This is a genomic window from Streptomyces sp. H39-C1 (assembly GCF_027158125.1).
Taxonomy (GTDB): Bacteria; Actinomycetota; Actinomycetes; order Streptomycetales; family Streptomycetaceae; genus Actinacidiphila; species Actinacidiphila fildesensis.
In genome coordinates this window covers 18,391-31,011 of record NZ_JAPVLS010000040.1, presented here as the reverse complement: position 1 = coordinate 31,011, position 12,621 = coordinate 18,391, and the positions used below count along the sequence as shown (strand labels likewise).

The 12,621-nt window shown below is 71.5% G+C and carries 12 protein-coding genes; 5 read left to right on the top strand and 7 right to left on the bottom strand.

What is annotated here, in order from left to right; genetic code table 11:
- Window positions 1-30 precede the first annotated feature (30 nt).
- The 3 genes from tilS to dacB all read right to left on the bottom strand — a co-directional run bounded on the left by tilS (window position 31) and on the right by dacB (window position 3,841).
- The gene (gene tilS / locus O3W51_RS25195; RefSeq protein WP_138355879.1) at window positions 31-1,026 is read right to left on the bottom strand and encodes a tRNA lysidine(34) synthetase TilS; all 996 of its coding nucleotides are present in this window, start codon (window positions 1,024-1,026) and stop codon (window positions 31-33) included.
- Between the two features lie 144 nt (window positions 1,027-1,170).
- The gene (locus O3W51_RS25190; RefSeq protein ID WP_138355878.1) at window positions 1,171-2,331 is read right to left on the bottom strand and encodes a zinc-dependent metalloprotease; all 1,161 of its coding nucleotides are present in this window, start codon (window positions 2,329-2,331) and stop codon (window positions 1,171-1,173) included.
- 100 nt (window positions 2,332-2,431) lie between these two features.
- Complete coding sequence (dacB, locus tag O3W51_RS25185; protein WP_138355877.1) at window positions 2,432-3,841, bottom strand: D-alanyl-D-alanine carboxypeptidase/D-alanyl-D-alanine endopeptidase; 1,410 nt, start codon at window positions 3,839-3,841, stop codon at window positions 2,432-2,434.
- An 87-nt stretch (window positions 3,842-3,928) separates the two neighbouring features.
- Between dacB and O3W51_RS25180 the strand changes: the two genes are divergently transcribed.
- The gene (locus O3W51_RS25180; protein ID WP_138355876.1) at window positions 3,929-4,432 is read left to right on the top strand and encodes an inorganic diphosphatase; all 504 of its coding nucleotides are present in this window, start codon (window positions 3,929-3,931) and stop codon (window positions 4,430-4,432) included.
- A gap of 70 nt (window positions 4,433-4,502) precedes the next feature.
- Here the strand turns inward: O3W51_RS25180 and O3W51_RS25175 are convergent, their stop codons facing one another.
- Window positions 4,503-6,170 (bottom strand): threonine/serine ThrE exporter family protein, encoded by a 1,668-nt coding sequence (locus tag O3W51_RS25175; RefSeq protein ID WP_138355875.1) that lies wholly within the window; start codon window positions 6,168-6,170, stop codon window positions 4,503-4,505.
- A gap of 98 nt (window positions 6,171-6,268) precedes the next feature.
- Window positions 6,269-6,973 carry a DedA family protein gene (locus tag O3W51_RS25170; RefSeq protein WP_138355874.1) on the bottom strand — a complete coding sequence of 235 codons (705 nt, stop codon included), beginning with the start codon at window positions 6,971-6,973 and terminating at the stop codon, window positions 6,269-6,271.
- Between the two features lie 256 nt (window positions 6,974-7,229).
- On the opposite strand from O3W51_RS25170, the gene O3W51_RS25165 reads away from it, so the two are divergent.
- Complete coding sequence (locus O3W51_RS25165) at window positions 7,230-8,588, top strand: ABC transporter ATP-binding protein (RefSeq protein ID WP_269287391.1); 1,359 nt, start codon at window positions 7,230-7,232, stop codon at window positions 8,586-8,588.
- Window positions 8,589-8,694: 106 nt separating this feature from the next.
- Window positions 8,695-9,060, top strand: a complete 366-nt coding sequence (locus O3W51_RS25160) for a YbjQ family protein (protein WP_138355872.1) — start codon at window positions 8,695-8,697, stop codon at window positions 9,058-9,060.
- Window positions 9,061-9,153: 93 nt separating this feature from the next.
- On the opposite strand, the gene O3W51_RS25155 is transcribed toward O3W51_RS25160, so the two are convergent.
- Window positions 9,154-9,912 carry a MerR family transcriptional regulator gene (locus O3W51_RS25155; RefSeq protein WP_138355871.1) on the bottom strand — a complete coding sequence of 253 codons (759 nt, stop codon included), beginning with the start codon at window positions 9,910-9,912 and terminating at the stop codon, window positions 9,154-9,156.
- Between the two features lie 99 nt (window positions 9,913-10,011).
- Here O3W51_RS25155 and leuE point away from each other — a divergent pair, with 99 nt between their 5' ends.
- Window positions 10,012-10,680 (top strand): leucine efflux protein LeuE, encoded by a 669-nt coding sequence (leuE, locus tag O3W51_RS25150; RefSeq protein WP_138355870.1) that lies wholly within the window; start codon window positions 10,012-10,014, stop codon window positions 10,678-10,680.
- A 145-nt stretch (window positions 10,681-10,825) separates the two neighbouring features.
- Window positions 10,826-12,232, top strand: coding sequence for a glutamate decarboxylase (locus tag O3W51_RS25145; RefSeq protein WP_138355869.1), 1,407 nt, complete (start codon window positions 10,826-10,828; stop codon window positions 12,230-12,232).
- A 114-nt stretch (window positions 12,233-12,346) separates the two neighbouring features.
- Here the strand turns inward: O3W51_RS25145 and O3W51_RS25140 are convergent, their stop codons facing one another.
- Window positions 12,347-12,613 carry a hypothetical protein gene (locus O3W51_RS25140; protein ID WP_138355868.1) on the bottom strand — a complete coding sequence of 89 codons (267 nt, stop codon included), beginning with the start codon at window positions 12,611-12,613 and terminating at the stop codon, window positions 12,347-12,349.
- Between the last annotated feature and the right edge of the window lie 8 nt (window positions 12,614-12,621).

Genomic DNA, 12,621 nt, shown 5'->3' with positions numbered 1-12,621 from the left:
TCTCGTTCACCTGTTTTGGTTCCTCAAGGTCTACGACGGTGAGAAGAACAGTCTGCCATTGCGCCGACGGGCCTCGACGCCGCCCGGCAGGTTGAGACCTTTCTGCCCGCGCCAGTCGGTGACCAGCCGGTCGACCTCCTCGATATGGCGGGCGAACAGGAATCCGGGCGGGGAACCGGCCGCGATGACCGCGCGGCGCAGGATCCGGCGGCGGACGGCGGTCGGCAGGACGTACAGCCGGTCCGCGTCCAGGGTGCCGTCGCCGTCGGCAACATCACGTTCTGCGGTGGCCGCCCACTGGTCCAGGGCGTCCGCGTCGTCACGGGAGAGCTGGGCGGTGCGGGCCAGTGCCTCGATGACGCCCTTGCCGAGGGACTTCTCCAGCACCGGCAGCGCCTCGTGGCGGACCCGGGAGCGGGTGTACGCCGGGTCGTGGTTGTGCGGGTCCTCCCACACGTCGATGCCCTGGGCCAGGCAGCCCTTGCGGACGGTGTCGCGGTCGAGCAGCAGGAACGGGCGGCGGTAGCGGCCGCCGGCGCCCGATACGGCGGCCATCCCGGACAGCGAGCGGGTGCCGGAGCCGCGGGCGAGGCCGAGCAGCACCGTTTCCGCCTGGTCGTCCCGGGTGTGGCCGAGCAGGACGGCGGCGGCGCCGCGGGCGTCGGCGGTGGCGTCCAGCGCGCCGTAGCGGGCGTCACGGGCGGCGGCTTCGGGTCCGCCCTGGCGGCCGACGGTGACACCGACGGCGTCCACGGGGTCGAGCCCGAGGCCGCGCAGGCGCGCGGCGACTTCGAGGGCCCGGCCGGTCGAGCCGGGCTGCAGCCCGTGGTCGACGGTGACGGCCCCGGCGCGCACGCCGAGCTTGGGGGCCTCGAACGCGAGGGCCGCGGCGAGCGCCATGGAGTCGGCGCCGCCGCTGCAGGCGGCGAGGACGAGGGGGTTGGGGGCGGGGGTGGCGATGAGGACGTCGTGAAGTACGCGGCGGACCGCCAGGCGTATCGCGGCGACCGTGGGGTGGGGACCCATGTCCGGTTCCCTCCTATGGAGGCTGTGAGGGTGATAACGCAAAGTAGCTAGATGGTGACAGAAGCTGGGGCAGTACCCGAGCATCGCACGCCTTACCCTGCGCTTACGGTCCCTCGGACGGGTGAACCGGGAGGCGTTGGGTGGTCACGAATCGCTACGGCGGTGCACCCTTGCGACCCATTCCGCCGGTTTGGCGATCTCCGACTTCGTCGGGAGCGTGTTCGGCGACGTCCAGACGCGGTTGAAGCCGTCCATGCCCACTTCGTCCACGACGGCGCGCACGAAACGCTCGCCGTCCTTGTACTGACGCAGCTTCGCGTCCAGCCCCAGCACCTTGCGCAGCACCTGGTCCATCCGGCCCGCGCCGCTGGCGCGGCGCTGCTGGAACTTCTCCCGGATCTCCGCGACGGACGCCACGACATCGGGGCCGACGCCGTCCATCACGTAGTCCGCGTGGCCCTCGAGCAGCGACATGACGGCGGTCAGCCGCGCGAGGATCTCCCGCTGGGCGGGGGTCTGGACGAGATCGACGAGGCTGCGGCCCTCGTCGGCCTCGTCCTCCTCCTTCGCGCCGCCGCCGGCGGCGAAGGACTGGGCGGCCTCCCGGAAGCGGTCGATGACGGTGGAGGCGTCCATCTCGGTCTCGCCGAGGAATGACTGGATCTCGCCCTCGATGTGGTCGCGCAGCCACGGCACGGCGGTGAACTGCGTGCGGTGCGTCTCCTCGTGCAGGCACACCCACAGCCGGAAGTCGTGCGGATCCACGTCGAGTTCCCGCTCGACGTGGACGATGTTCGGAGCGACGAGCAGCAGCCGGCCCGCGCGGGGCTCTCCCGGGCCGGGGACGACGGGGCCGGCCGGCAGCTCGCGGGTGGCCGGGGCGAACGTCTCGTACTGGCCGAGCACCCGGGACGCCAGGAACGACAGCAGCATCCCGACCTCGACGCCGGTGACCTTGCCGCCGACCGTGCCCAGCGCCATCCCGCCGATGCCGCCGGGGCGGCGGTCCTGCATCTTGCCCAGCAGCGGCTTGAGGATCTCCCGGAAACCGGCGACGTTCGCCTTCACCCAGCCGACCCGGTCCACGATCAGCACGGGCGTGCCGTTCGTCTGCGCCTCGGCGTCCCCGTACATGCGGGTGAACCGGCGCACGTGCTCCTCCGAGGAGCGCGCGTGCTTGCGCAACTCGGCCACGATCGCCCGCGCCTCGTCCCCGCTGACCTCAGGTCCCGGCCGCATCAACCGCTGTGCGGTCGCCACTGCGAGATTCCAGTCGACCATCTCGGCACCACCGATGCTCGTCATGCCTTCACGGTACGTTGCCGCCCCCGCTTTGGGGGTCGGATAACGCCCGGGGTCCGGGGGCGCGGCCGGGACGGGGGCTGAGAAGGGGCTGGGGCGGGGCTCAGCAGCCGCAGGCGGCGAGGGCGGACGCCAGCCGGTCGAGGGCGGATTGGGCCGCTGTCGCGGACGTGGTGCCCTGGGTGAGGAACGCGAAGGTGAGCAGCCGGCCGTCGGCTGCGACCACCGTGCCGGTGATGGCGTTGACGCCGGTGAGGGTGCCGGTCTTGGCGCGGATCAGGCCGGCGCCGGAGGCGGGGCCGCCGCGGAACCGGTCGGAGAGGGTGCCCGAGAAGCCGGCGACCGGCAGGCCGGTGAGGATCGGCCGCAGTTGGGGGTGCCGGGGTGACGCGGCCAGCGCGAGGAGCCGCGCGAGCTGTTCGGCGGACAGCGCGTCGGCGCGGTTGAGGCCGCTGCCGTCGGTGAACTTCGCCCCGGCCAGCGGCAGGCCGAGCCGCCCCAGGGCCGCGGCGACCGCCTGCTGCGCGCCGCTGAAGCTCGCGGGCAGGTGCGCGGCGATCGCGGTCTGCCGGGCGAGGGCCTCCGCGATGTCGTTGTCGCTGTTGGTCAGCATCCGTTCGACGAGCGAGGACAGCGGTACGGAGGCGGCCTTGGCGAGCTGTGTGCCGGACGCGGCGGCGGGCGTCCTGGCGGGGGTGCCCGTCACCTTGATGCCGCGCGCCCGGAGCAGCTTCGCGAAGGCGGTGGCGGTGTCGGCGGCCGGGTCGGTGGAGCGGTCGGCGGGGCCGTGGTCGCTCGTGTCGAGGCGCCCCTCGTTGAGCATCAGCGAGGTGACCGGCGCGATGTTCTCGTTGTTGCGGCCGATCGGATGCTGGACGGGGCCCGAGTAGAGCGAGAGGTCGTAGCCGAGCGAGGTGGCGGTGGTGCCGCGCGCGGTGAGGGCGCGCGCGGTGTCGTCGGCCAGGGTGCGCAGCGCGGCGGCGGTGAGGGTGGGGTCGCCGCCGCCCACGAGCACGGTGCTGTGCGGCCCGGTCGCCAGCACGGTCGTGGATATCCGGTGGTCCGGGCCGAGTACGGACAGCGCGGCGGCGGCCGTCGCGATCTTTATCGTCGAGGCCGGCACGGACGGGGTCGCGGCGCCGGAGCCGTACAGCAGCTTGCCGGTGGCCGCGTCGATGACGGCGCCGGTGCGCAGTGTGCCGAGGGCCGGGTCGCGCAGCAGCGGTGCGAGCCTGGCCGCGAGCGCCTGCTGGGTGGGGAGCGTTCCCGGGTCGGCGGCGGGCGCGGTGAGCACCTTGGCGGCGGGCGGGGCCGCGGCCTCGGCGGGCGGCCGCCGGCGCGACCCAGGGGCGCTGCGGCTGTCCGGGTGGTGACCCCGGGAGGCGGCGGCCGCCCGTTCCGCCGTACGCTGGCCCGACTCCCACGGTCCGGCCACGGCCACCGCCGCGAAGGAAACGGTCAGTCCGACTGCGGCCGACCCCGCCACTACCTGCCATGTTCTGGCGTCCGGCACCCCCGACCAGCCCCTTTCGCGACCACACACCTGCGTGGGAGACACTTAACCACCAGAAGTATGTGCTGATCATGGAGGAGTAGGGCCTTGGAGTTCGACGTCACGATCGAGATCCCGAAGGGTTCCCGGAACAAGTACGAGGTGGACCACGAGACCGGTCGTATCCGCTTGGACCGCCGGCTCTTCACCTCGACCAGTTACCCGGCCGACTACGGCTTTGTCGAGAACACCCTCGGCGAGGACGGCGACCCGCTGGACGCGCTGGTCATCCTCGATGAGCCGACGTTCCCCGGCTGCCTCATCAAGTGCCGCGCCGTCGGTATGTTCCGTATGACCGACGAGGCGGGCGGCGACGACAAGCTGCTGTGCGTGCCGGCGTCCGACCCGCGCGTGGAGCACCTGCGTGACATCCATCACGTATCGGAGTTCGACCGCCTGGAGATCCAGCACTTCTTCGAGGTCTACAAGGACCTGGAGCCCGGCAAGTCCGTCGAGGGCGCCAACTGGGTCGGCCGTATCGAGGCCGAGGCCGAGATCGAGGCGTCGTACAAGCGCCTGAAGGACTCGGGTCAGACCTTCCACAGCCACTGACACCCAGAACGACCGGACGCCGGGCGGGCCCTTCACGGGCACGCCCGGCGTTCGCGCGTTCCACCGCCGCTCAGAAGCCTCGGGTGCGCTTGGCCGCGCGCCGCCGGGCCGGGTCGGCCGAGCCCGGGGTCTTGAGGAACATGCGGGCGATCTCCCCGCCGAGGTTCACACCGATGGCGACGGCGAGGGCGAGCGCCGCGGCCTTCGTCAGGGAGGCGAACCCCTCCGACGTGTGGTTCTGGGTGAAGGCGAGCAGCCCGAAGTACGTCGCGGAGCCGGGCAGCAGCGGGCCGATCGCGGCCGTGACGTACGGCAGGACCGACGCGTACCGGTAGCGGGCCATCAGCTGGCCGAAGAGGCCCACCAGGCCGGCGGCGGCCGCGGTGGCGACGACGGGGTTGGCACCGAGCTGCTGGTGGAGCACCCCGTAGACCGTCCAGGCGACCCCGCCGTTGAGCATGGCGAGCAGCAGCACACTGCGCTCGCACTGCAGCAGCACCGCGAAGGCGAGGGTGAGGGACATCGCGGACAGCAGCTGCACCCAGGGATGGTCGTAGGCGCGCAGCGCCTGTTCCGGGTTGAGGTCGGCGCCCAGCCGCACCCCCGCGTACAGCACGATCGTCACGCCGAAGACGATGCCGACGACGAGGTACATGACCTCCAGCAGGCGTGCGGACGCGGTGATGTAGAACCCCGTCAGGCCGTCCTGGACACCGGCCACCAGGGCCCGCCCGGGCAGCAGCGTGAACAGTCCACCGGTGATCACCGCGGACGCCTGGAGGTCGGTGGCGCCCGGCAGGTGGTCGGCGTAGAGGTTGACGACGATGCCCATCGCGGCGGCCGGCATCGCGGCGGCGGCGAACTGGTAGAACTCCGGCAGCCCGCGTCCGGCGCAGAGCCAGGCCAGCCGGTCGCCGAGCATCGCGGCGAGCGCCGCCGCGAAGAAGATCAGCGGACCACCGCCGACCAGGATGCTCGCCGAGCCGGCCAGCAGCCCGGCGGCGCCGGTCAGCACCCAGCCGCTGTACGGGTGCCGGTTACGGCGGATGGTGGCGAGCCGGCCGTAGGAGTCCTCCAGCGTCGCCTCGTGCGCGGTGATGTCGTCCACGAGCTGGAAGACGGCCGCCAGCCGCGTGTAGTCGGTGCCCCGGCGGCGCACCGTGCGGCTCGCGCTGACCGGCGGCTCGACGAGGGACGGCTGGTACGAGATGCCCAGCAGCGTGAACGTGACCGTGGGTTCCACGCGGGCCAGGCCGTAGGCGTGCGCGACGCCGAACATCGCCGCCTCGACGTCCTCGGCGCCCTCACCGCCCGCGAGCAGCAGCTCGCCGATGCGCAGGGTGAGGTCGAGCACACGGGGCACCGGCGGCCCGGACTCCGGCTTGTCCGCGGGCAGCTCCGGCACCGGACGCTCGGTGACGGGCATCCGGACCAGCTCGCGCATCCGGTCCTGCCAGGGGACGACGCCCTTGGTGAGCCGTATGACGGGGATCCCGTCGGGGGGTGTGAACGCGTTCCCGGCTCCGCCGTGACCGGCGCCGTAGGCGGCTGAGGAGACGGGCGCGGTGAAGGCGGAGCCCTCCGCCTCGGGGCCGGCCGGCAGCTCCACGCCGGTCGGCGCGGCGAACTCCGAGGTCGTCGAACTGTCGGATTCCGGGGCAGGCGGCAGCGGTACGCCCACGGGCGGGGTGAACTCCGACCGCGATTCGTCCGAGTCCGGCTTCTCTTCGTCCGACACGTTGACCGACCACCTCCGGTGATCAGTGTGCAGGGCGCACGGCACCCACCGCGATTCCCGCCCCGCTCACCGCACCGGCGGCGGACGCCGGCCCTCCGCTACTTGGCCCGGTGACGGCCGCCCCGGCCGGCGGTGCCGACGGGCGGCGGAGGCAGGTCGGCGGGGGGCCGGGGGCCCTCCTTCTTCGACTTCGCGCGGGCCCGGAGGAACTCGATGGCGATCGGCACGACCGAGACGAGCACGATCGCGACCAGGATGAGCTCGATGTTCTTGTGGACGAACTCGATCTGGCCGAGCCAGTAGCCGAGGAGGGTGACGCCGCCGCCCCAGAGCGTTCCGCCGATGATGTTGTAGGTGACGAAGGTCCGGTAGTTCATGCGGCTGACGCCGGCGATGATCGGCGTGAACGTGCGGACGATCGGCACGAAGCGGGCCAGCACGATCGACTTCGGACCGTGCTTCTCGAAGAAGGCGTGCGCCTTCTCGATGTTCTCCTGCTTGAAGAGCCGGGAGTCCGGCCGCCGGAAGAGCGAGGGTCCGACCTTGCGGCCGAAGAGGAAGCCGACCTGGTCACCGACGATGGCGGCGACGATGATCAGCACCGTCACCAGCCACAGCGGGGTCTTGAGGGTGCCGCCCGCGACCAGGAGTCCGGTCGTGAAGAGGAGCGAGTCCCCGGGCAGGAAGAATCCGATCAGCAGGCCCGACTCTGCGAAGACGATCAACAGCACGCCCCACAGGCCGAACGAGTTGATCAGGTGGTCGGGATCGATCCAGCTGGGGCCCAGGGCAATGTTGGTCACCGTTTAAAAGTACCAACCGAATCGTTGCGCCCCCTGTGCGTGACGGCCGGGCGCCATCTGTGCGTGACAGCCGGCCCCCGTCCGTGCGGACTCCGTGACGGGTCGGTGAAAGATCGGCGTCGTAGAGATCGCGCCAACCGTCTTGGCCGAAACGTTCCCCAACGCAGGGGCGGTGCATTACGTTCTCCGCAACGCCACGCGTGCACCACTGGCAAGTCTCCTGTCGCAGCATCTGAACCTTCTGGCGGATCCTGTTATGACGCGCGCCATCTCCCTGCACGATCTTTCGAAGACCTACCCCAAGCAGCCCGCCCCGGCGGTCGACCGGTTCTCCCTGGAGATCCCCCCCGGCGAGTTCCTGGTGCTGCTCGGTCCCTCCGGCTGTGGCAAGTCCACCGTGCTGCGCATGATCGCCGGGCTGGAGGACATCAGCTCCGGGGAGCTGCTGCTCGACGGCGAGTACGCCAACAACCTCGCGCCCGGCGACCGCCGGATGGCGATGGTCTTCCAGAACTTCGCGCTGTACCCGAGCATGACCAGCCGGCAGAACATCGGGTTCCCGCTGCGCTTCGAGATGCCGGGCGAGGACCAGAACCCGCGGGTCGAGGAGACCGCGCGGATCCTGGGCATCGAGGAGATCCTGGACCGCTACCCCGGGCAGCTGTCCGGCGGCGAGCGGCAGCGGGTCGCGATGGGCCGCGCCATCTCCCGGCATCCGTCGGTGTTCCTGATGGACGAGCCGCTGTCGAACCTGGACGCCAAGCTGCGCTCGCATCTACGCGCCGAGATCGCCCGGCTGACCCGCGGCATGGGCGTCACCACCGTGTATGTGACGCACGATCAGGCGGAGGCCATGTCGCTCGGCGACCGCGTCGCGGTCATGCGCGGCGGGGTGCTGCAGCAGGTCGGCAGCCCGCGCGACACGTACCACCTGCCCGTGAACGTGTTCGTCGCCGCGTTCATCGGGACCCCGCGGATCAATCTGCTGCAGGCCACGGTGCTGGCGCCGCTGGGCGGCGGCATGTGGATCGACTTCGGGCGGCAGCGGCTGGGACTGCCGGAGCCGCTGAGCCTGGACCACCAGATGCTCCGCATCCAGCAGGGCCGCGACATCATCGTCGGGCTGCGCTCCGAGGCGGTCCGGATCGCGGCCCCGAGCAGCGCGCACGCGGGCGAGGTGGTGCTCAGCGGCATCGTCGAGCACGTGGAGTACCAGGGGCACGAGTGCCTGGTGCATCTGAACACCGGCGCGAAGCCGGCAGTCGTGCCGGAACTGGAGGCGCCCCGGCTGCCCGCCCAGCGCACCCGTTCCGCGGCCCGGCGGGCGGCCGCCGGCCCCGGCGGGCTGGGGAAGCTGGCGCGCAAGGCCGCCGGGCGGTTCCCTGGGCTGCTCCAGGAACCGGACAGCGCGGGCGCGGTCAAGGTGCTGGACCCGCCGCCGGCCGACCGCGCGGAGCAGCCGACCGGCGACCTGGTGGTCCGCACCGGACCCGACATCCGGGTCCGGCCCGGGGACCGGGTGCCGCTGCTGGTGGGCCTGGCGCACCTCTACGTCTTCGACAACACCGGCCGCCGGATCTGCCCGGCGCCCGCGGAACAGCCGCGACTGGAGTAGTGCGGGGCGCGACCGGAGTGGTCCGGCGTCGCGACTGGAGCAGTGCGGCGTCGCGACTGGAGTAGTCCGGGGTGCGGCGGGCGCCCGCAGGGGTGACCGTTCCCTCATGGGTATCGATGATTTCGGCGGCGGCCAGTCAGAGCACTCCGACGTCCTGGTGGTGACCACGAACGAAGCGCCCGGCTACCGGGTCGAGAAGGTGATCGGCGAGGTGTTCGGGCTGACCGTGCGCTCCCGGCACATCGGGAGCCAGATCGGCGCCGGGCTCAAGTCGATGATCGGCGGCGAGCTGAAGGGTCTGACGAAGACCCTGGTGCAGACCCGCAACCAGGCGATGGAGCGGCTCGTCGAGCAGGCCCAGGCCCGCGGGGCGAACGCCGTGCTCACCATGCGCTTCGACGTGACCGAGGCGGCCGACGTGGGCACGGAGGTGTGCGCGTACGGCACCGCGGTGGTGCTGGTGCCGGTGTAGCCGCTGGTCTTGCGGCAGCGGGCTGTAGCCGCTGCGCTTACGGCAGCGGGTGCAGCCGCTGCTCCTACGGCCGAACGCCGTCGGACGTTGCCGTCAGACGTTGCGGACGGCGTTCGCCAGGATCGCCTCGCGGAGGTACCCGGCCAGGCCGGGGCGGACGGCGTCGTAGGTGGCGGTGAAGCGCGGGTCCGCGATGTACATCTCGGCGAGACCGACGTGGATCTCGTAGCTGCAGTCGTAGTGGAAGCGCCGGATCTGTTCGCGGTGCTCCTCGGCGAGGTCCATCGCCGGGACGGAGTCCGGCTCCGCGCCGGAGTCCATCAGCGCGACGAACCGCCGGTTGAGATCGTCGGCCTCGTTCCTGATCCGCAGCCAGTCCTCCTTGGTGTACGAGGCGGCCCGGCGCTGCGACTCGGCGTACGCGTCGGTCCCGCCCCAGCGGCGTTCGGCCTCCTCGGCGTACCGGTCGGGGTCGTGGTCCCCGAAGACCTCGAACTTCTCCTCGGGTGTGAGGTTGATGCCCATCTTCTTCGCCTCCATGGCTCGTTCCACGGCGGCCGCCATCTCGCGGAGCCGGGTGATCCGGTCGGTCAGCAGCCGGTGCTGGCGGCGCAGGTGCGCCGAGGGGTCGGCGGCCGGGTCGTCCAGCAGGGTGGCGACCTCGTCCAGGGGGAAGCCGAGCTCCCGGTAGAAGAGAATCTGCTGCAGCCGGTCGAGGTCGGCGTCGTCGTACCGCCGGTGGCCCGCGTGGCTGCGGCCGCCCGGGGAGAGCAGCCCGATCTCGTCGTAGTGGTGCAGGGTCCGCACGGTGATGCCGGCGTAGCCCGCGACCTCTCCCACGGAGTAGCCCATCGCTTCCCCGCTCCTTCCCTCTGCCGCTGCCCTGCCGCGCTTCCGGGGTCCACCGTGACGCCTCACGTCGCGTGAGGTGCAAGTGGCACACTTGTTCGCATGCTCGGGATAACTGATCTTTCTACGTACCTGGCGGGGCTGGCCCTGATCATCCTGCTGCCGGGGCCGAACTCGCTGTACGTGGTGTCGGTGGCGGCCCGGCTCGGGCCGCGCACCGGCTACCGGGCGGCGGCCGGGGTGCTGTGCGGCGACACCGTGCTGATGACGCTGTCGGCGGGCGGGGTGGCGTCGCTGCTGCAGGCCAGCCCGCTGGCGTTCACCGTGGTCAAGTTCGCCGGTGCGGGCTATCTGACCTGGCTCGCGGCGGGCATGCTGCGCGGGGCCGTGGCGCTGTGGCGCGGGCGGACCGAACGGAGCGCTGCGGCCCCGGGCGGGGACGGCGCGCCAGCGAAGCAGGAGAAGGCGGAGCGGCCGTTCCGCCGGGCGCTGGTGGTCAGTCTGTTCAACCCGAAGGCGATCCTGTTCTTCGTCGCGTTCTTCGTGCAGTTCGTCGACCCGGGGTACGCGCACCCGGCGCTGTCGTTCCTCGCGCTCGGCGCCTGGGCCCAGCTGTTCAGCTTCACCTATCTGACGGTGCTCATCTTCAGCGGCACCTACCTGGCGGCGGCCTTCCGGCGGCGCCGGCGGCTGACGGCGGGGCTGTCGGCGGGCGCGGGGGCACTCTTCCTGGGCTTCGCGGCGAAGCTGTCGCTGGCCGGCACGGTCTGACCGCGCGGGAGGGGCGTGGGTGACCTCTTCCTGACGGGCGGGACGGCCACGGGCGCCGTATCGTCCCGATGGGAACCCGTTGAGGAGGCACCATCATGAGCACTCCCGTGAACGCCGCCGTCGTCCGCTGCCCGGCCACCGTCTGATGGCGCTGCACAAGGGAGCCGGGGACTCCCGTCCGCTCGCGGTCAACCCGTTCTTCTACGGCGACGCCGACCCTGTCGGCAGCATGCGCACCGCGCCGCCCAAGCACCGGCTGCCGGACGGGCCGATGTCGCCGCACACCGCGTACCAGCTGGTCCATGACGAGTTGATGCTCGACGGGAACTCACGGCTCAACCTGGCGACGTTCGTCACCACGTGGATGGAGCCGCAGGCCGATGTGCTGATGGTCGAGTGCCGCGACAAGAACATGATCGACAAGGACGAGTACCCGCGCACCGCCGAGCTGGAGCGCCGCTGCGTGGCGATGCTCGCCGACCTCTGGAACGCGCCGGACCCTGAACAGGTCATCGGCTGCTCGACGACCGGCTCCTCCGAGGCGTGCATGCTCGCCGGCATGGCCCTCAAGCGGCGCTGGGCGAACCGCAACGCGGACCGCTATCCGGCGACGGCCAGGCCAAACCTCGTCATGGGCGCCAACGTGCAGGTGTGCTGGGAGAAGTTCTGCGCGTTCTGGGAGGTCGAGGCGCGCCTGGTGCCCGTCCAGGGCGACCGGCTGCACCTGGACGCCGAGTCGGCCGTGGCGCTGTGCGACGAGAACACGATCGGCGTAGTCGCCGTGCTCGGATCCACCTTCGACGGATCGTACGAACCGGTCGCGGAGATCTGCGCGGCCCTCGACGCGCTCCAGGAACGTACCGGCCTGGACGTACCCGTCCACGTGGACGGCGCGTCGGGCGCGATGGTCGCCCCCTTCCTCGACGAGGACCTCATCTGGGACTTCCGGCTCCCCCGCGTCGCCTCGATCAACACCTCGGGCCACAAGTACGGGCTGGTCTACCCCGGCGTCGGCTGGGCGCTCTGGCGCGACCACGACGCCCTCCCCGAAGAGCTGGTCTTCCGCGTCAACTACCTCGGCGGCGACATGCCGACCTTCGCCCTCAACTTCTCCCGGCCGGGCGCGCAGGTCGTGGCGCAGTACTACACGTTCCTGCGCCTGGGCCGCGACGGCTACCGCGCCGTACAGCAGAGCAGCCGCGACGTGGCGATGTCCCTGGCCTCCCGCATCGAGGCGCTCGGCGACTTCAAGCTGATCACCAAGGGCGACCAGCTGCCGGTCTTCGCCTTCACCACCACCGGTGAGATCAAGAACTACGACGTCTTCGACGTCTCCCGCCGCCTCCGCGAAAGTGGCTGGCTCGTCCCCGCCTACACCTACCCGGCGGACCGCGAGGACCTCGCCGTCCTGCGCGTGGTCTGCCGCAACGGCTTCTCCGAGGACCTCGCCGACCTCCTCGTCGAGGAACTCTCCCGCCTCCTCCCCGAACTCCGCCAACAGGACGGCCCCCTGGACCGCCCGGCAGCGGAGGCAACGGCGTTCCACCACTGAGGGCGGGGGGCGCCGTTCGCCGGCCGGGTTGTGGTTCAACCTGCCCGGCGATGGGGCGCGCCCGCTGAGTTCAGCGGACCTTCAGTGGACCGTTACCGTGATTCCGGACTCGGCTTAGGAAGCCGGGTTGTCGGTGCTGAAGGCCTGCGCCAGCCACTCACTGACAGCGCGTCCGCTCTGTTCGACGAGCTCCCTCCGCTCCTCGGCATCCTCGACGCCCGCCAAGTGCGTCGCCAGCGCCTCGTCGAGCGCGTCACGTGCAGTCCCCGCGTAGTCCGTCACGAGATCACCGGCAACGGGCGGATCCACGAGGCTCAGCACCCAGTGAACGCTGCGCTCGGCAGGGACAACGAATCCATGCATGGACCTCGGTTGGCTCATGTCCGCGA

What these genes read in the sequence shown, in the direction of transcription:
- O3W51_RS25140 (WP_138355868.1), bottom strand. Translation starts at nt 12,613, where the DNA reads ATGAGCCAACCGAGGTCCATGCATGGATTCGTTGTCCCTGCCGAGCGC.
- O3W51_RS25145 (WP_138355869.1), top strand. Translation starts at nt 10,826, where the DNA reads ATGGCGCTGCACAAGGGAGCCGGGGACTCCCGTCCGCTCGCGGTCAAC.
- O3W51_RS25190 (WP_138355878.1), bottom strand. Translation starts at nt 2,331, where the DNA reads ATGACGAGCATCGGTGGTGCCGAGATGGTCGACTGGAATCTCGCAGTG.
- leuE (WP_138355870.1), top strand. Translation starts at nt 10,012, where the DNA reads ATGCTCGGGATAACTGATCTTTCTACGTACCTGGCGGGGCTGGCCCTG.
- O3W51_RS25160 (WP_138355872.1), top strand. Translation starts at nt 8,695, where the DNA reads ATGGGTATCGATGATTTCGGCGGCGGCCAGTCAGAGCACTCCGACGTC.
- O3W51_RS25155 (WP_138355871.1), bottom strand. Translation starts at nt 9,912, where the DNA reads ATGGGCTACTCCGTGGGAGAGGTCGCGGGCTACGCCGGCATCACCGTG.
- O3W51_RS25165 (WP_269287391.1), top strand. Translation starts at nt 7,230, where the DNA reads ATGACGCGCGCCATCTCCCTGCACGATCTTTCGAAGACCTACCCCAAG.
- tilS (WP_138355879.1), bottom strand. Translation starts at nt 1,026, where the DNA reads ATGGGTCCCCACCCCACGGTCGCCGCGATACGCCTGGCGGTCCGCCGC.